21 protein-coding genes are annotated in these 18,501 nt (G+C 37.5%); 6 read left to right on the top strand and 15 right to left on the bottom strand.

Annotation, left to right across the window (positions count from 1 at the left end):
• Positions 1-137 precede the first annotated feature (137 nt).
• The 7 genes from lplA to hemE form a co-directional block, all read right to left on the bottom strand.
• Complete coding sequence (lplA, locus tag ACJ004_RS00570; RefSeq protein ID WP_410890532.1) at positions 138-1,127, bottom strand: lipoate--protein ligase; 990 nt, start codon at positions 1,125-1,127, stop codon at positions 138-140.
• Positions 1,128-1,143: 16 nt separating this feature from the next.
• Positions 1,144-1,878, bottom strand: a complete 735-nt coding sequence (locus ACJ004_RS00565) for an MBL fold metallo-hydrolase (RefSeq protein ID WP_410890530.1) — start codon at positions 1,876-1,878, stop codon at positions 1,144-1,146.
• Positions 1,879-1,990: 112 nt separating this feature from the next.
• Entirely contained in the window at positions 1,991-4,354 is a 2,364-nt protein-coding gene (locus ACJ004_RS00560) for a YhgE/Pip family protein (RefSeq protein ID WP_410890528.1), read from the bottom strand.
• Positions 4,355-4,528: a hypothetical protein gene (locus tag ACJ004_RS00555; RefSeq protein ID WP_410890527.1), complete on the bottom strand. Its 174-nt coding sequence runs from the start codon at positions 4,526-4,528 to the stop codon at positions 4,355-4,357.
• Between the two features lie 37 nt (positions 4,529-4,565).
• Positions 4,566-5,990, bottom strand: coding sequence for a protoporphyrinogen oxidase (hemY, locus tag ACJ004_RS00550; RefSeq protein WP_410890525.1), 1,425 nt, complete (start codon positions 5,988-5,990; stop codon positions 4,566-4,568).
• 34 nt (positions 5,991-6,024) lie between these two features.
• The gene (gene hemH / locus ACJ004_RS00545) at positions 6,025-6,960 is read right to left on the bottom strand and encodes a ferrochelatase (protein WP_410890523.1); all 936 of its coding nucleotides are present in this window, start codon (positions 6,958-6,960) and stop codon (positions 6,025-6,027) included.
• A gap of 169 nt (positions 6,961-7,129) precedes the next feature.
• On the bottom strand, positions 7,130-8,176 hold the full coding sequence (gene hemE / locus ACJ004_RS00540; protein ID WP_410890521.1) for a uroporphyrinogen decarboxylase: 1,047 nt from the start codon (positions 8,174-8,176) through the stop codon (positions 7,130-7,132).
• 304 nt (positions 8,177-8,480) lie between these two features.
• Here hemE and ACJ004_RS00535 point away from each other — a divergent pair, with 304 nt between their 5' ends.
• Entirely contained in the window at positions 8,481-9,881 is a 1,401-nt protein-coding gene (locus ACJ004_RS00535) for a hypothetical protein (RefSeq protein ID WP_410890519.1), read from the top strand.
• Between the two features lie 38 nt (positions 9,882-9,919).
• On the opposite strand, the gene ACJ004_RS00530 is transcribed toward ACJ004_RS00535, so the two are convergent.
• Positions 9,920-10,555, bottom strand: coding sequence for a phosphatase PAP2 family protein (locus ACJ004_RS00530; protein ID WP_410890517.1), 636 nt, complete (start codon positions 10,553-10,555; stop codon positions 9,920-9,922).
• A 148-nt stretch (positions 10,556-10,703) separates the two neighbouring features.
• Between ACJ004_RS00530 and ACJ004_RS00525 the strand changes: the two genes are divergently transcribed.
• Positions 10,704-11,882 carry a M20 family metallopeptidase gene (locus ACJ004_RS00525; protein ID WP_410890515.1) on the top strand — a complete coding sequence of 393 codons (1,179 nt, stop codon included), beginning with the start codon at positions 10,704-10,706 and terminating at the stop codon, positions 11,880-11,882.
• Positions 11,883-11,898: 16 nt separating this feature from the next.
• On the opposite strand, the gene ACJ004_RS00520 is transcribed toward ACJ004_RS00525, so the two are convergent.
• The 3 genes from ACJ004_RS00520 to ACJ004_RS00510 all read right to left on the bottom strand — a co-directional run bounded on the left by ACJ004_RS00520 (position 11,899) and on the right by ACJ004_RS00510 (position 14,667).
• Positions 11,899-12,624 carry an EcsC family protein gene (locus tag ACJ004_RS00520; protein WP_410890513.1) on the bottom strand — a complete coding sequence of 242 codons (726 nt, stop codon included), beginning with the start codon at positions 12,622-12,624 and terminating at the stop codon, positions 11,899-11,901.
• A 98-nt stretch (positions 12,625-12,722) separates the two neighbouring features.
• Positions 12,723-13,934, bottom strand: coding sequence for an ABC transporter permease (locus ACJ004_RS00515; RefSeq protein WP_410890511.1), 1,212 nt, complete (start codon positions 13,932-13,934; stop codon positions 12,723-12,725).
• The gene (locus tag ACJ004_RS00510) at positions 13,927-14,667 is read right to left on the bottom strand and encodes an ABC transporter ATP-binding protein (RefSeq protein ID WP_410890509.1); all 741 of its coding nucleotides are present in this window, start codon (positions 14,665-14,667) and stop codon (positions 13,927-13,929) included. The genes ACJ004_RS00515 and ACJ004_RS00510 overlap by 8 nt, the downstream gene beginning before the upstream one ends.
• 595 nt (positions 14,668-15,262) lie before the next feature.
• On the opposite strand from ACJ004_RS00510, the gene ACJ004_RS00505 reads away from it, so the two are divergent.
• Both ACJ004_RS00505 and ACJ004_RS00500 read left to right on the top strand, forming a co-directional pair.
• Positions 15,263-15,688: an HIT family protein gene (locus ACJ004_RS00505; protein WP_410890508.1), complete on the top strand. Its 426-nt coding sequence runs from the start codon at positions 15,263-15,265 to the stop codon at positions 15,686-15,688.
• 139 nt (positions 15,689-15,827) lie between these two features.
• Positions 15,828-16,355, top strand: a complete 528-nt coding sequence (locus ACJ004_RS00500) for a tryptophan transporter (protein WP_410890506.1) — start codon at positions 15,828-15,830, stop codon at positions 16,353-16,355.
• A gap of 56 nt (positions 16,356-16,411) precedes the next feature.
• On the opposite strand, the gene yhzF is transcribed toward ACJ004_RS00500, so the two are convergent.
• On the bottom strand, positions 16,412-16,603 hold the full coding sequence (yhzF, locus tag ACJ004_RS00495) for a membrane protein YhzF (protein ID WP_410890505.1): 192 nt from the start codon (positions 16,601-16,603) through the stop codon (positions 16,412-16,414).
• A gap of 234 nt (positions 16,604-16,837) precedes the next feature.
• Here yhzF and ACJ004_RS00490 point away from each other — a divergent pair, with 234 nt between their 5' ends.
• Positions 16,838-17,413 carry an HTH-type transcriptional regulator Hpr gene (locus ACJ004_RS00490; RefSeq protein ID WP_410890503.1) on the top strand — a complete coding sequence of 192 codons (576 nt, stop codon included), beginning with the start codon at positions 16,838-16,840 and terminating at the stop codon, positions 17,411-17,413.
• A gap of 6 nt (positions 17,414-17,419) precedes the next feature.
• Here ACJ004_RS00490 and ACJ004_RS00485 read toward each other — a convergent pair whose 3' ends face one another.
• Positions 17,420-17,755: a DUF1878 family protein gene (locus tag ACJ004_RS00485; protein WP_410890502.1), complete on the bottom strand. Its 336-nt coding sequence runs from the start codon at positions 17,753-17,755 to the stop codon at positions 17,420-17,422.
• Between the two features lie 249 nt (positions 17,756-18,004).
• On the opposite strand from ACJ004_RS00485, the gene ACJ004_RS00480 reads away from it, so the two are divergent.
• A complete protein-coding gene (locus ACJ004_RS00480; protein ID WP_410891247.1) occupies positions 18,005-18,184 on the top strand; it encodes a hypothetical protein in 180 nt (59 codons plus the stop codon).
• A gap of 91 nt (positions 18,185-18,275) precedes the next feature.
• Here ACJ004_RS00480 and ACJ004_RS00475 read toward each other — a convergent pair whose 3' ends face one another.
• Together ACJ004_RS00475 and ACJ004_RS00470 are read right to left on the bottom strand one after the other, a co-directional pair.
• Positions 18,276-18,368, bottom strand: coding sequence for a YjcZ family sporulation protein (locus ACJ004_RS00475; protein ID WP_410890501.1), 93 nt, complete (start codon positions 18,366-18,368; stop codon positions 18,276-18,278).
• A 37-nt stretch (positions 18,369-18,405) separates the two neighbouring features.
• Positions 18,406-18,489: a YjcZ family sporulation protein gene (locus ACJ004_RS00470; protein WP_410891246.1), complete on the bottom strand. Its 84-nt coding sequence runs from the start codon at positions 18,487-18,489 to the stop codon at positions 18,406-18,408.
• Between the last annotated feature and the right edge of the window lie 12 nt (positions 18,490-18,501).

The raw sequence follows: 18,501 nt of genomic DNA, 5'->3' as shown, positions 1-18,501 counted from the left end.
TGAATGAATACTCATTCATAAAATTGCAACAATTTTCTAAACATATTATATTAAAAGAAATGAACCTATTCAAGTATAATACTAGAAAATTCTGAAAAAAATAAAACACAGCGTTTGAAAACGCTGTGCCTCGCCTCTTAATATAATAAATTTAAAAACTCATCCTTTGCTATATTTCCAAAGTAATGGGTCGTGTCAATATCTGTAAGTGCCTTGTCAATTTCACTTTTTTCATAGCGCCTGCCCTTTAATTTCTCCTCAATTTCACTTACATCACCCACGCCAAAAAAGTCACCGTAGATTTTACAATTTTCAATAACCCCTTTATACACCTCTAAACGGACATCGATGCTGCCTACCGGGAAGCGGTAAGAGTGCTGTAAATTGAACTTAGGTGATCTTCCGTAATTCCATTCCCAATTTTGGTAGCGTTCTTTTGATAGTTGGTGAATCTTTTCCCAATCCTCATCCGTAAGAACATATTCTGGTATTTCTTCTTGTCCCTCAAAAATATTCTTTAGCAATAAAGAACGGAATTCACCAATTTCCAACTTGTCAGTAAGAAACTCAGAAATATTAGCAACCCGGCTTCGGACTGATTTAATTCCTTTTGATTCTATTTTATCTTTCTTTACCTTTAAAGCTGAGACCACGTTATCTATTTCTGAATTAAGCATTAGCGTGCCATGGCTAAACATTCTGCCCTTAGTTGAAAATTGGGCATTTCCAGAGATTTTTCGACCTCCTACCTCTAGATCATTTCTACCACTTAATTCAGCTTTTACCCCTAATTTATTTAATGCCTCAACGACTGGCTCAGTAAATTTACGAAAGTTATGAAAGCTCTCTCCGTCATCCTTGGTGATAAAACTAAAATTTAAATTGCCAAGATCATGATAGACCGCCCCACCGCCAGACAGCCTGCGGACAACTTTAATGCCATTACTCTCAACATATTCGGTATTAATTTCTTCAATGGTATTTTGATTCTTACCAATAATGATGGAAGGTTCATTTATGTAAAATAATAAATAGGTTTCATTGATATCAAGATTTTTCAGTGCATACTCCTCAATTGCCAAATTTATTTGTGGATCTGTGATCCCCTTATTATCGATGAATAACATAGTATTCGGCCCCTTCTTATAGTGAAATAGATTGAAACTCTTCTGCGAGCTTAATTATACCAGTAAATTCAGTGGATGCTTCAGTAATTAACTGAGGGAGTGATCCATAGTGAGGCAAATGAGTTAATATTAATTGCTTAACTTCAGCTTTATGTGCGAACTTACCAGCGTCGATACTGTTCATATGTCCAGCCGACTTTCCATTTTGATGTCCATAAAAGTTACATTCACATAACAGTAAATCAGCATTTTGACTGAACTGGATAAAATCATCTTTAAATGAACTATCACCAGTGTAGACAATGACTTTTCCAGCCGCTTCTATTCTCATCGCGTAGCATGGGGCGGGGTGATCTGTTCTAAGAAAAGAAACATGAAATGGACCAATTGTGAGAACCTCATTAGGATAATAGGCAACCCCTTTAGTAATCTCTTTATAGGTTAATTTGCTAAATTCATATCGATCCAAATCGTGACCATATAAAGGCAGGGTTTGGATCTCCTTTCCTAAAAATCCTTGAATTAATCTCGCATGCTGTAAGACGCCAATATCTGCGATATGATCAGGGTGGTAATGCGAAAGGATCACCGCATCCAGGTCTTCAGGCTGGATAATGTTTTGTAACTTCGAAAGTACCCCGCTGCCACAATCGATTAATAATTGAAAGCCATCATGTTCAAGTAGATAACCAGAGCTCGCCTCATTTTGTTTCGGATATCCACCCCAAAACCCGATAACTGTAAGTTTCAATATAACCCCTCCAAATCAATGTTTATATTCTTAATATACTCAAAAACCAATATCTTTTCATTCTTAAGCAAAAAACCAGCCTGAAATCATGGGCTGGTTTTGCGTTCTTTTTTTATTCAGTAATCTGATGCTTAAATTTGTGATTAAATCTCATTGAAAAATAAGCAATGGTTCCTAAAGCGAATGCAAGCATAAATCCTAATAGAATCATGAAATTTTGCCACATGAAACTGTAGTCACCACTTGATATTACAGCCTTAAAGCCTTGAACCGAATAACTCATCGGCAGATAAGCATTGAAATGCTGTAAGAAGTTAGGAATTAATTCAAGCGGGAATGTCCCTGCGCTTGTGGTTAATTGTAAGATCAAGATAATAATTGCAATAAAGCGTCCCGCATCTGCAAACACCGATACAAGGAGTTGAATTAACGCGACAAACGTTAAGCTTGTTATAATTGAAAAGAGAATAAACTTTGGAATGCTTTGTACTTCAAGACCTAGTCCTCCAAGGAGAATTACGTCAGCAAGCAGAGCTTGGAAAATTCCAATCCCAGCCATGATTGAAAACTTACTTGAAAACCAGTTAAATCCATTTGCAGGAGCGATTGCCGTTTCGCGAAGTGGAAAGACAATCGATAGAAGCAATGCACCCACAAACAGCCCTAATGAAAGGAAGTATGGTGCAAAACCGGTTCCATAGTTTGGTACATGGTTAATATTTTCATTATCCAGTTTTACCGGGTCAGCCATCATATTATAGGTCTTTTCATCGGAGTGGACCTTGGCTGCTTCGTCAGCACCATCTGAAAGCTTATCTGCTAATTCCTTTGCACCCTCAGAAAGCTTGGTGGTACCGTCTTTTAACTGCGAAGAACCATCATCTAATTGCCCTGCACCAGATGATAGTGCTGATGCACCCGTTGTTAATTGATTCAAACCATTATTCAAGTCGGAGGCGCCTGTTTTTAACTCACCAGAACCTGATGCTAATTGACCAGTTCCTGCGGTCATTTGATCAGCACCATTAGCCAGTTGACTCATTCCTTCAGAAAGATTATTTGACCCATCTGCTAATTTTGATGAACCTACATATAAAGCATGGATCCCTTTCTGTAATTCCAGCTGGCCTCCATTTATTTTGCCAATACCTGAAATCAATTGATCAAAATAAGGGCTTGTTTGGGCTGTAATTTTATCCTCTAACCCTTTCGATGACCCTGCTAATTTTTCATCTACTCCGGTTTTGAACTGGCTAAAACCTGCATCTATTTTAGGCTTTAGTTCCGATAAAATTTGCTGCTCTAACTGTTCTTTTGTTGGGGCACTTTTTTGTTCATTTGCCATTATACCTTGAACAAGTGCTGGATCTACTTTGTTCTCAATTAAAGTTTGGGCTAATTTCTGCATTTTCTCTGTTTGCTGAGTCAGTGTTTGCGCAGCAATTTGGGATGCTAAACTGTTGGTTAACTGTGTTTGAAATTGATCAATGCCTGCATGAAGATCGACGACACTTCCATTCAATTCCTTTTCAATTCCTGAAGCAATCCCTGCGGGAAGGTCACGTTTTAATTGTTCTGCCCCCGCAGATGCCTCTTTTGTACCGGCAATAAGCAACGGAAGGTTGGCATCTGCCTTAGCTAAGCCGGTTTTCAGTTCAGATGATCCTGCTTCTAATTGTTTAGAACCTGAAGCTGCAGCTTTAACACCATTGTCAAATTCAATTGACTTTTCGGCAAGGGTTTCTAGTCCGTTATAGAGTTCTTTGGAACCCGCTGCAAGTTTGTCAGAACCGGCATCAGCCGATTTCATCCCATCGTTAAATAGGATTGACTTTTCAGCAAGGGTTGCAAGTCCTTCATGTAAATCTTTAGAGCCTTTATTTAGTTCAACCGAACCATCACTTAACTGCCCTGCACCATCGCTCGCCTTCACTACACCATTGGCAAGCTCGCTGACTTTATCAAACATGGTTTCTGCATAAGTCTCTGTTACCTTGGAAGCAACGGCTGTTTTTATTTTTTCTGCTGCTGTGCCGCCTATTTGAGCAGATAGGAAGTTATAGCTTTCATTAGGTGTATAGATTAACTCCAGCTTCTTCGGTTGCTCATCCAATAATGTTGTCGCATTTTTTGAAAAGTCCTTGGGGATTTCGATAACCATATAATATTTTTGATTTTTTAAGTTATCATAACCCTCTTTTTTATCGACAAACGAGAAATCAAATTGCTCATTTTCCTTTAACTTAGATACTAAATCGTCACCAAGCTTCAGATGGTCTCCATCAAGTGTTGCACCAGCATCTCCGTTTATAACAGCAACCGGGAGCTCATCAAGCTTTGCGTATGGGTCCCAAAATGCCCATAAAAACATTCCCGCATATAAAACAGGGACAAACATGACTGCAATAATAGGGATTAATACTTTTTTATTTCTTAAAATAGCAAGCAGCTCTTCCTTAACGAGCAGGTTTTTCATTTATAATACCTCCTTTTTCTTTATGACCATATTGTTCATTTGGTCAATTTTCTGCAAAAAATAAGGACTATCCATCGACAATCCTAAACAACATTCAACTAAATTGACCGTTTGAACGAATTGGTCATTTAATACTTTTAGAGTATACATCGATTCCCATATGTTTGCAAGCAATAAAAAGAAGCTGTAATCACAATAAACAGCTCCTTTTTTAGAAATTTTCTCTTTTTAAATAATCTAGGACATTTTGGACGGCTGCCTCACCTTGATCAATGCAATCTGGGAGTCCAACACCGCCATAAGAAGAACCTGCTAAAAATACCCCAGGTAACTCAACCTTCATATGCTCTAAAATGTTAGCCACGCGTTTTTTATGTCCTACTGTATATTGGGGCATAGAATTTTTCCAACGTGAAATAATTGCAAAATCCGGGCTCATGGTGATATCCATGGTCTTTTTCAAGTCATCTAAAACAATCTTAATAATCCTGTCATCTGAGAGGTCGACGATTGTCTCATCCCCTGACCTTCCGACATAACAGCGGAGTAATAGTTTCCCTTTCGGTGTTGAATGTGCCCACTTTTTATGCGTCCAAGTACAGGCAGTGATTGAATAATCACTGTTCCTAGAAACGACGAAGCCCGTTCCATCAATATCATTTTTGACTGCTTCTTCTGGAAAGGCTAGAGCCACAGTTGCTACAGATGTCGAAGGGACAGATTTAAAAGGATCAAAAAAACGGTAATCCGCAAACATTGATTGGGTTATCTTATGAGGAGTTGCTGCAATAATGCTATCTGCCACTAATGTCTCCCCATTATTGAGATAAACATCATATTTATGTCCGTTTTTTATAATTTTATCAACACGATGCCCTTTTAAGATTGATTTAGGATCTATTTTTGCTTCTATCGCTTCAGCGAACGATTGAAGTCCCGTTTTAAATGTTAAAAAACCACCTTTAGCCTTTTCCTTTCGATCAGGCGTTTTTGGTTGGGAAGGAGTGGTTTTTTTCATACCAATGATTAGGCTTCTATATTTCTGTTCTACCTCATAAAATTGCGGAAAAGTAGACATGAGGCTTAAATGATCAATATCTCCAGCATAAATCCCAGACAATAATGGTTCAATTAAATTTTCAACAACCTCATTTCCTAGTCTTCTTCTGAAGAACTCACCCAAAGATTGGTCCTTTCCACTTTCTGACCTTGGTAGAATGAAATCTGCTGCAGCTCTTAGTTTCCCGGGAATGGAAAATAGACCAGTTGTGATAAAAGGTCCAACTTCAGTAGGAATTCCCATAATTGAACCACCTGGCATAGAGTGCAGTTTTTCGTTAACTAAAACGAATGATTTACCCGTGGAATTATGGACTAATTGATCATCCATCCCTACTTCCTTTGCAAGCCTACTAATACTCAACTTCCGGGCTAAAAAAGAATCGGGCCCTCTCTCAATTGTAAAACCATCCCTGATAACGGTTTGCATTTTACCGCCGAGACGGTGTGAAGCTTCGATTAGCTTAATCTCGATTGGGAGATTATCTTCCTGAATCGCTTTTTGAAGATAGAAAGCGGATGTTAGCCCAGCAATCCCTCCCCCAATGATGATAATTTTTTGTTTTTCTTCCGCCACGGTGGTCACCTTCTTCCAATAAACTATCTGAAGCTTATTCAGCGGTCATTTTAAGAACGACGGTCGACAATGCATCAATAAATTCTTCCTTAGCATTAGGCATTTCTGGACGATAATAACTTGCACCTAATTCTTCCGTCACTTTTCTACATTCAAAATCATTATCATACAGCACTTCAAGGTGTTCACACACAAACCCCACAGGTGCATATACAAATGCTTTATAATGATGCTCATTATATAAATCCCGAGTTAAATCCTGAACATCTGGACCAAGCCATGGCTCTGGTGTTTGCCCCGCGCTTTGCCAGCCAACTACATAATTTTGTATACCTGCCTGTTTAGCAATTAAGTCCGCTGTTTCTCGAAGTTGGCTCGGGTAAGGATCACCAAACTGGAGAATCTTTTCAGGAAGACTATGTGCGGAAACAATCAGAACTGCTTGATCCTTTTTCTCTTGAGGCATTCCTGCATAGACTTCCTTTAGCTTTTCAACCCAATATCCAATGAACTTTGGTTCCTGATACCAGCTGTCAATAGTTCTAATTTTTAGTCTGCCGCCCAATTTTTCTGCTTCTTCTAATGCTCTACCATTATAGGATTTAATGCTGAAAGTTGAAAAATGAGGAGCAAGAACGATACTAATAGCCTCTTCGATGCCGTCAGCATGCATTTGTCTCACTGCATCCTCTATAAAGGGTTTGATGTGTTTTAACCCAAGATACATTTTGAATTCTATGTCTGGTTGAATTTTATTTAAATGTTCTTCGAGTTTTTCTGCTTGCTCGAGGGTAATCTTAGCTAGAGGGGATATTCCGCCAATAGCTTCATACCGACTTCGAAGTTCTTTGATCATTTCCGGAGTAGGCTTCCGTCCGTGTCGAATGTGAGTATAGTATCCTTCTAAATCATCTAATGTATATGGGGTACCGTATGCCATTACTAACAGCCCCATCTTCTTTTTTGTCATGTCCGCACCTCATTATCAAATCTGTTTGCCTTTTCCCAAATTTTTAAAAAATCGATTGGGTTTGGGCCACTAAAAGCTTGGATGCCCCTAATGACCCATTATAAAGCAACCCATTTTATTGTGCCAAAAAATTGGACTCCTTACCAATTTTAAAACTTAAGATGGGACTTTAACGACTAAATTTTGATGCTGAATACTCATGGACAAAAGAGGCTAATTTTTTCAACGTTTCAGGATTAACAGAAGGGAATACACCGTGACCTAAATTAAAGATGTAGCCATCATGTGCCATTCCTTGGTCTAAAATTGCCTTTGCCCTTTCTTCAATTACTTCCCATGGAGCTAACAAAATAGCTGGGTCAAGGTTCCCTTGGATAGTTTTATGGATGCCCATTTCTCTTGCTTGTTGGACCTGCAAACGCCAATCTAAACCAACCACATCAAGTGGCAGGTCATTCCATTCTAAGGCAAGATGACTCGCACCAACACCGAACATAATTAACGGAACATTTTCCTCTTTTAATGAAGTAAAGATACGATTCATAACAGGCTTAATGAAATAACGATAATCCTCTACATTCAACGCTCCCACCCATGAATCAAAAATCTGGATAGCACGAGCCCCCGCTTTGATTTGGGACTTCACATATGTAATGATCATGTCGCCAAGTTTGTCCATTAATGCAAACCATGCCTTCGGCTCAGTGTACATAAAAGCTTTTGTTTTATTATAGTTTTTAGAAGGTCCTCCTTCGATCATATAACTGGCAAGTGTAAATGGTGCACCAGAAAAACCGATTAATGGCACGGATAGCTGCTCCTCAGTTAATAATCTAATTGTATCTAATACATAAGGAACATCCTCTTCTGGATTAATTTCTCCTAGTTTTTCAACATCTGCTAAAGAACGAATTGGATTATCAATAACTGGTCCAATTCCACCCTTTATTTCTACTTCCATGCCGATTGCAGGAAGGGGTGTCATGATATCTTTATATAAAATCGCTGCATCAACGTTATATTGCTCAACTGGCAAGCGCGTTACATACGCACATAACTCAGGCTGGTGAGTGATTTCAAAAAGGGAGTACTTTTCTTTAATTGCTCTGTACTCTGGCTGCGATCGGCCCGCCTGACGCATATACCAAACAGGGACATGGTCTGTTTTCTCGCCCCTTGCTGCTTGTAAAAATGTTTCATTAATCGGTCTTGTCATTACTATAGTCCACCTTTCAAAGACATGTCTGTCTGTTGTCCATTTTAATATATATAGGATGAATTTAAAACTTACAGATTCTTTCTAAACTGTAATTACTATATCTATTAATCCTATTTGTGTATAGCTAACGATATTAACTGTCAAAAAAAAGTCGTTTTTACGTTTGATAATTTGTTGAATTTGGCAGGTTTTCCCTAAAGATTTTTTCACTTTTCCCTCTCACCACTTAGGCCAATTTTCATATTCTGTATTACATCCAACAGGGCTATAGCCCCCTGGGTGAATGAAAGGAGGGACTAATATGATTGTCGAGCTTACTGCTCTTCATTGGATCTACGTGACCTTTATTATCCTTATTATTGGATTTATGGTCATGAGAAGAGACACTTCAATTGTATGTATCGTCGGTATTTTCCTAATTGCTATTACAGCAACGGGTTCGTTAAGTCATTCGATAAGCAGTATTTTCAACAGTTTCAGTTATGCTATTACAGAATTATTATCTACTATTCTTGTTATTTCAATAATTGTTGCGATGAGCAATACATTAACAGTAACCGGAATTAATGATGTTATGATATCACCTTTTCGAAAGCTCATACGCAATCCAACACTAGCGTATTGGACAATCGGGATTTTAATGATGGTGATCTCATGGTTTTTCTGGCCTTCACCTGCTGTTGCCTTATTAGGGGCAGTTCTACTTCCAGTTGCGATTCGTGCAGGACTTCCAGCTCTTGGCGTAGCAATGGCAATGAACTTGTTTGGTCATGGTATTGCTTTATCAGGTGACTTTGTTATTCAAGCTGCTCCTAAGCTAACCGCTGATGCGGCTGGTATTCCCATTCAAGATGTCATTGATGCAAGTATTCCGTTAGTGTTTATCATGGGGCTCGTTACAACCGTTGCTGCCTTCTACTTCTTAAGAAGGGACATGAGACGCGGGGTACTAACTACTTCAACCTCAGTCAGCGCGGATTCTCCAGTTGAAGAAACCACAGCTCAACCTACACTTTTATCACTTGGGCAAAAACGTTTTTTTGCTTTTTTAGTTCCATTATTATTTGCAGCGGACGTTGCCGCTATGTCAATCCTTGATTTAGCTGGTGGGGATGCCACTGCATTAATCGGTGGTACCTCCATTCTTATTCTTCTAATGATTGCTTTAACAAGTCATAAAAATAAAGGCTTAGAAAAAACAACCCAATATCTAATAGAGGGTTTCCAATTTGGATTTAAGGTTTTCGGTCCTGTAATCCCAATTGCTGCATTCTTCTACTTAGGTGATGCGGGATTTGGGAAAATTATTGGAGACTTTTTACCAAAAGCGTCGCACGGAATTGTGAATGACTTAGGTGTATCCCTTGCCAGTATCGTTCCGTTAAGTAAGGAAGTTGGAGCAATTACTCTGACTACAGTAGGGGCTATCACTGGTTTAGATGGTTCAGGCTTTTCAGGAATTTCTCTTGCCGGCTCTGTAGCAAGCCTTTTTGCAGTTGCCATCGGCAAGGGTGCTGCTACATTGACAGCCCTCGGGCAAATTGCTGCCATCTGGGTTGGGGGCGGGACACTTGTCCCATGGGCGTTAATCCCTGCTGCCGCTATTTGTAATGTGGATCCATTTGAACTTGCAAGAAGAAACCTACTCCCAGTTGTGATTGGTCTCGTAGTGACAACCATTGCAGCGATGTTCCTCATTTAGACCAAGCAAAGAGGCTGATCTCTAATCAGCCTCTTTGCTTATTTTATTCGTTTTTTAAAATAGTTGTATAATAGAATCCAAATCACAACCCAAAGATAACCTATTGCATAGCCACCCAGTACGTCCGATGGATAATGAACCTGTAAAATAATCCTGCTGGCACCAATTAAGAGAAGTAAGATAGCTGTGATAACAGCAATAGTTATTTTTCCTGCCTTAGTTTTTGCTTCTTCCAGTAGGAGATACGCAATCATAAAATAGACAATCATCCCAACCATGGCATGTCCACTTGGAAAACTATAACTTTTTACCAGAACAAGATGCTCAAGGTCTGGTCTGGGGCGCTCAAAAAAATCTTTTAATAACTTACTTACTTCATTTCCGATTGCCACTGATAAAGCCAGTGCAGCGGCACCGAGATAATTTCTCTTTTTTAATAACAGCCAAGCTAGCGCAAGTATGGCTGCAACTCCTATCCCTTTCTTATCGCCCATTTCTGTTACTTGAATGAAAAATGGAATGACTGATTTAGGCACGTGTGAAAATAGCCCTACTACCTTTTCATCAATCCAAAAATGACTGTTCATAGTAACCTTAATGCATGTAAACACAGACCATAAAACAGCAATAATAATAAATAGATAGGAAAAATTCCGTTTGTTTTCTCGTTCCATTCGCCAATCCCTTTCACACTTCTCATCTAATAAAAATTCTAGTAAAAGTATAAATAAAATGAATATAAAAATCTACTTTATAGTATAAAAGTGTTAAAATAGTTTGAAAATACTTTCTTCATTTCTGAAATGTTTGGGGGAATAGGATATGTTAAATGAACTGTTTACCGCACTTGAAGGTTCCTATGAAGAAATGGTTGCTATTCGCCGCTATATGCATCAGCATCCCGAATTATCTTTTCAAGAGTACAATACGGCAAAGTACATTCAATCATTTTATGAAAATCTTCAAATCGAAGTCAAAGGTAATGTTGGCGGGAATGGTGTGGTTGCGAAGGTTTATGGAAAAAAACCAGGTAAGACCGTGGCATTGCGAGCAGATTTTGATGCTTTACCCATTCAGGACGAAAAAGATGTTCCTTACAAATCCTTAGTACCAGGGGTAATGCACGCCTGTGGGCATGACGGCCATACTGCGACGCTCCTTGTCCTTGCCAAAACGTTAAATCACCTAAAAGACGAATTGGAAGGCACATATGTCTTTATCCATCAACATGCGGAGGAGTATGCTCCAGGCGGAGCGATTTCAATGATTGAAGATGGCTGTTTAGAAGGTGTGGATGTAATTTTTGGAACTCATTTATGGGCAAGTGAACCAACAGGAACGATACAATATCGAACTGGACCAATCATGGCAGCGGCAGACCGTTTTGAAATTGATATTCAAGGCAAAGGCGGGCATGGAGCGCAGCCACATAAAACCCAAGATGCCATCGTTATTGCTTCCCAACTTGTTTTAAATCTGCAGCAGATTGTCAGTCGCAGGGTGAATCCGATTGATTCCGCCGTTGTCACGATCGGCTCATTCACAGCTCAAAATGCATTTAACGTTATTGCCGACAAAGCCCAGCTCATAGGCACCGTCCGGACCTTCAATGATGACATCCGTCAATTTATTGAGGATGAAATGGACAGAATCATCGCGGGCACATGTGCTATGACGAGAAGTTCTTATAATTTTAGATATAATCGGGGTTACCCAGCAGTGGTCAATCATGAAAATGAAACAGCATTTTTGATCTCCTGTGCACAGCAAATCGCTGAAGTCACAACAATCGAAGAAACTGAGCCGCAAATGGGCGGTGAAGATTTCGCATATTATTTGCAAAACGTGCCTGGAACGTTCTTCTTTACTGGCGCAAAACCTAATGGAACAGATTCAGGCTACCCACACCACCACCCTAAATTTGATATCGATGAAAAAGCAATGTTAATTGCAGCAAAAACACTAGGTGTGGCGGCTATTAACATTCATCGTAACCATTAAGGAAAATCCCCTCGACTCAAATTGGGTCAGGGGATTTTTGTAGTATTCTTAATCGATAGGCGTTCATAGCTGTTTCTCCTAAATGTTTAAGAAGATTGTTATTGGCATATGCACCGACAAATGCACCAATTCCTGGCACAAGTTGAAGCATTTTTGCGAGGTCGATATAATCCCGGTATTCCTGCTGAAATTTGCGCCAATCCATTTCAACAAGCGTCTCTTTACGATTCTCCCAGTTTTCAATTTCAGTGAATGTATGCCTACGGATGTCTTCACTTGAAAAGGCTAGTTGAAAAACATGAAGGATAAAAAGTCTTTCTGCATACTCCTTTGTATTAAAACCATAGATGGAAGCAGCTTCAAAAAGGAATTTCATCTTAATGGACAGCAGCAAAGGAAAGTCAGCCAATCCAAGCAAAATTCCACCTGCACCGGTCCCCGCTCCTTCGATCATTGCGGTCTTCTGAAATGCAGCAATTTTTTTTGCAGCCAATTCATCCCTTTCTTCCAAGGTTAAACCACGTGCTTGATCCTTATTCGTTGTCATCTGAGAACCAAATAAAGTAGCTTTGACCATTGCTTTGATACTTTCTGTCATTACCTCATGAACCTTTTCAGGGATTAATTCATTTATCTTTCCTTGAGCTTTTTTCGATATGCGATTCATCATTCCCGAACGTCTTGTTAATTTCCGCTTCCATTCTTCAACTTCCTCATATACTCTTAATTCATACTCGTTCATATGCCACCCCTCCACAATAATATTTATGCATATATACGAAAATTTCCGCCCATTAGTTTCAAAAAAATCCCCTTTTATTCAAAAGGGGATGGGGGCGATTATGCTTTTAACCGATTTTTTGCGTAAATATAAACAAAAAGATAGGTGAATACAAGTCCAGCAAGTAAAAATAGCAACGCAATCATTAATTCACCTTTAACCAAAATTAACAGGGCATAGATAACCGTCTGGATAGCTAAGATGGTCATTAATAAAGATGAAAACGCTGCTGTTTTATATCTCTTTTCGATGGGATATAAATCCACCCATAACTTGTTTTGATGATGATTCCAAAGCGGAAGAAGTTGAAAACCTGTTAAATATAAAAATAATATTCCTAGTAAAATTTGGCCTATTCCAAAAGAAATAAAATAAATCGCAAACGCGCCAATTACAGTTAAACGCGTAAAGAGACCCAGATAATCAGATGATCGTAAGAAAGCTCTCGAAAACAAATAAAGATATGTATTCTCTCGGGAAAATGCGATCCGGTTAAGGAATAAATCTAGCCACTTTCTTCTTTTAACCGTATCCCTTAATTTCGGAACATCGGTAAACATGTTAGCCAACCGATAAAAAGAAGCCATTCTTTTCTCTTCTTGATTAATTAATAAATCCCATTTAAGTCCCATTTTGTTTGACTGCACAGAAAAAGTTCGATAATACAGTGCACAAACCACCACAATTACTAACAAAATAAACAGGTTAGCTTGTTTAAATAACAAAAAGGTAAAAGTTGCATTAATACAATAGCGGACAACAAGGTCCCATCTATGAACAACTGATTGCACGAAAAAGTCAATTCGCCAACTTGCCGCTAAATTCCATGCCTTTACCAAGAGGAGAATAATAAAAAAAGGCAAAAATGAACGGAAGCCATTACCGCTAATATGTGCATACATTGGCATCAATACAGCTAAAACCATGAGGAGAAGGTATCCTTGGAAAACAAGACTTGCAATCCCAGAACGAAGGAAATATCCTTTTAATTTATCCTCAAGGGGGAGTATAAATATCTGATCAGCATCAAGCAGAAAATTGTAAACTGGACTGTAGGTTAACAAAAATCCTATAATAACCGCGATAACTATTTCTACAGGAAAACCAGCGGGCAGGTTTTCGATCCAATTTTGATAATAAAATGAAGCCGTCCCAAGTAAAAACAATAAGACTACGACAAGATGCCCATTAAAAATATAGCGCAAATATTTTCCTAAATCCTTAATACGACCACTAGCTCGTTCCTTCCAAAGCTTTTTATCATCAAACATAATTTTCTTCCTTTGTTAATTGAATATACAGATCATCTAATGAAGCAGTCGGCATTGAAAATTCCTCTCTCAACTCAGCCAACGTCCCTTTTGCACGTATTTTTCCTTCATGCAAGATCACAAAGCGATCACAATACTTTTCAGCCGTCGCGAGAATATGAGTGGACATTAGGATGCCTGCACCGTTATCTTTCATTTTCTTCATTAAATCAAGCAGAGATTGAATCCCCAGTGGATCCAGTCCAACAAACGGTTCATCAACAATATACAATGATGGCTGAATTAAAAACGCACACATAATCATTACCTTTTGTTTCATACCTTTAGAAAAATGGGCTGGAAACCACTTTAATCGCTTTTCCATTCGAAACTCATTTAATAATGGACTTACGCGTTCTTTATACATAGGCTCATCAAGACCGTACGCCATCGCTGTAAGTCTTAGATGTTCCTCAAGTGTCAATTCTTCGTATAAAACAGGAGTTTCTGGTACAAATGTAAACAATTTACGATAAGCTTCTTTATTTTCTGTAAAGGTTTGTCCTTTTATTTTTACTGCACCTTTGTGGGGCTCCATTAATCCAATTATGTGTTTAATGGTTGTACTCTTCCCCGCCCCATTTAAACCAATAAGTCCGACAAGCTCTTTTTCATTTACTTCAAAGGAAATATCTTTTAAGACAGGGTTCCTGGTATATCCACCAACAAGATTTTCGATCATTAATAAAGACATTTGCAACGTCCTTCCTAAGCAGGATTATCTTTTTATTTTAACAAATTGTCCTTGATAAAAATAGGAATTCAAATTTTTATCATTTTTTTTGTATATTTCTTTTATCATCGGACATTATAATATTCGAAGGGGAAACAACTTAACTCGATGAAGTGATTCATCAAAATTTGAGATGAGGTGTCTGTTAAAGACAATTAACATTTCATAAAAGTGAGCTTCCAATTCGTTTCAGATAAGGGGATGGTTGTTTTGTACAACGTGCACTGTAACCATTTTGAGTTCTAGTAACACCAAGTAACTGTTTATCTTAAAAAAATAAACATTAAATGAGGTGTTTACCGCAGATCGCTACCTGTTTTTATAAGTTGGGAAAACATATAAAAACACAATAGGGGATGGTCAGCTTGAACAATAATGTTTCTTTATAAAAACACTCTACGAAAAATGAGGTGTTTATCAAAGAACACTCCTAATGAACGTACCTTTTGAAGCAATTCCCCTTCGAGAGGGCAGGATTCCATGCGGATCCTGCCTTTTTCTTTTTTTAGTTTGTATGGTAAAATAATACAAACAATATTGAAGGGAAAGTGTATGAATGAGCGATTGTATTTTTTGTAAAATTGTTAATGGAGAAATTCCAGCTGCAAAGGTTTTTGAGAATGAACACGTATTAGCCTTTTTAGATATTACGCAGGTAACAAAAGGACATACTTTGGTTATTCCGAAAGTACATAAAGAAAATTTATTTGAATTAACACCAGAAATCGCCAGAGACCTGTTTGAAGTTGTCCCCGCCATTGCTAATGCCTTAAAAAAAGAATTTAATCCCATTGGATTGAATACCCTTAATAACAATGGTGAACATGCGGGTCAATCTGTATTTCATTATCATATGCATTTACTGCCCCGTTATGGAAAAGGCGATGGATTTGGCGCAGTATGGAAAAGTAATCAAAGTGAGTATACATTCCAAATGTTAGCGGACATGGCTGCAACTATTAATAAACAAGTTGAAAAATAAGATTTTTTCAATTATCTGAAAATTATATCTTTATTATTAGTAAATTATTATGTTATAATGAAAACAAGTTTTTCGCTGCAGGCAAATAGTGCACTGCAGGAGAAACAAATAGATTAGTATAGCAGAGGAGAGAAGAGAAATGAATACAAAGAACATTGTAGTTTTAGCACTATTGGCGGGGATTGGGGTAGTTTTGCACACGGTAATGCCTAGTTTTCTTGGAATAAAACCTGATATGATGCTCGCGATGATGTTTTTAGGAATAATCCTTATACCTGAGATAAAAAGTGTCATGCTTTTGGCAATTGTAACTGGAATATTGTCTGCATTAACCACCGGTTTCCCAGGTGGACAAATTCCTAATATCATTGATAAACCTATCACTGCTTTAGTTTTCCTCGGTTTATTTTTAGCTTTAAAGAAACACCGAAATTCAATTGTTAGTGTTGGTGTATTAACTGCCATCGGAACTCTTGTTTCAGGTACAATCTTTTTAACAGCCGCATTCTTTCTAGTGGGTTTACCTGCATCATTCACTGCATTATTTGCTGCAGGAGTTTTGCCGGCTATCGCACTGAATACCGTTATTATGATTATTTTATATCCTGTCGCCCAATCAATAGTGAAGCGAACTAAATTAACAACACCTTCCGTCATTCAAAAATAATGTACGGGATCCTTTTTAAGAAAAGAACCCAGCGGGGTTCTTTTCTTAATATAACTCTATAAAAATTTAGTGATTAATACTGCAATTAGCAGAAAAACCCCTCCACATCCAAATAAAGCAGCAGCTCTTTTCTTTAAAAGTTGTTTAGGTGGATAGACACCGGGTCTTGTTAATCCTAAAAAGTATTTGATTGCACCCAGAAAAAGGATAGCACTAAAAATAAAAAAAATGATGGCAGCAATTTTCAACTTTCTGTTCCCCCTATTTAGTTTAAAAGTTCGAACAATTGTTGTAACTATTTATATGTTTACCCGTCCATTCCTATGAACAAGGTCTGAATGTTTAAACATAAGTAGACTTTTTTGAAAATTACAATAGATTATTGTTCTAATTTTTAAAAATTTTGTGAATTATATCTTTATTAATTTTTATTTTATTGGCATAATGAAAATAGAGAAATATAAAAGTAGGTGAAAATGGGGATGACTGAAAAACAATATTCAATGAAGGAAGCTATGATTTTTACTCAGAGAGTTGCACAATTAAGTAAAGCCTTGTGGAAAGCGATTGAAAAAGACTGGCAGCAATGGATAAAGCCTTTTGATTTAAATATTAATGAACATCATATTCTATGGATCGCCTATCATTTAAATGGTGCTTCCATTTCGGATGTGGCCAAGTTCGGGGTTATGCATGTTTCAACAGCATTTAATTTTTCGAAAAAGTTAGAAGAGCGAGGTTTGCTTCAATTTTCAAAAAAGGTAAATGACAAACGGAATACGTATATTCAACTAACTGACGAGGGGGAAAGTATTTTACTTCAACTCATGGAAACCTATGAGCCGAATGGCAATGCTGTATTTACTGGTGCTTTACCAATCCGTGATTTATACGGTAAGTTTCCAGAGATTGTTGAAATGATGGCGATCGTCCGTAATATTTATGGTGAAGATTTCATGGAAATCTTCGAACGTTCTTTTCATAATATTGAAAGTCGATTCGTTGAAGAAGATGGGAAGCTAAAGAAATCACAAAATACTGAGCAAGAACTCGTATAATAGTTTTTATAAGTATTTTTCCAACTCTTGAAAAAGTGATAGGTAAAATTTCTGTGTTAAACATGCATTAATAACGTTCCTAATCTTTAGTGTTGGTGGTAACGATGATGATAATTCATGAAAAAGCGGATGGAAATATACGTACCCTTCCGCTTTTTGTTCTTCATATTTTATGTTCAATCTGTCACATAAAGAATAAAACTTCCTTACTTCCTGTTCAGTTAATCCATTTTCAATTATAAGTTTATATAATTCGAGCTTCGGATCGTTGAGCAACTTTAATAATAGCTTTTGATGATATTCAAGAACGTTTATTCTTTCGAGCAATTCATGTTCATTCATCCACTAGGCCTCTTTCTTTTCAGAATGTTTACATTTATATATCTTTATTATTAACCTTTTAAAACATTGGGTAAACCATTATTCATTATAACATTGAAAATTTTTAAGAAAGAACTTCTTTTACAAATCAAATAGGTTCATACAATTTACTTATGAGCCTGACATTCTTCCATTCTTTTTGACTATCTTTTTTTTGCAATTTTTGATATTGTATTAAACATAACACGAACATCAGGGAGGGAATCATTGATGATCTCCATTTTTATTGTCTTCGCTATTTTCATCTTGTTTTATGTAAATAAAATGACCAATTCACTTTGTATGCAAAAGGAAATCCCTGAAGAAAACCAACATAAGGTATTTCGTACCATTAATATCCTCATTACGATTCTTCTGATATCTTCATACGTGGAAATTTTATATACATAATCCAATTAGAACGACGACCGAAAAAGGATATGTATTAAATAACAAATAGAAGCGATGAGAGAATTCTCATCGCTTTTAGTTTGTGACTTTATTAATAAACCCAAGAAGCTCCGATGATTATTAATAAGATAAATAGGACAACCACTAACGCAAAGCCTGCGCCGTAACCTACACCACCAGACATGTATTTACCTCCATTCATTAATGAACTTTTGTGCTAATTAAAACCAAGAAGCTCCAACAATAATTAATAGTATGAAAAGTACTACAATTAGAGCAAAGCCCGCTCCAAATCCATGGCTCATCGTAATACCTCC

The organism is Neobacillus sp. 204, from assembly GCF_046562815.1.
Taxonomy (GTDB): Bacteria; Bacillota; Bacilli; order Bacillales; family Cytobacillaceae; genus Neobacillus.
This window is presented reverse-complemented; position numbering and strand designations above follow the sequence as displayed.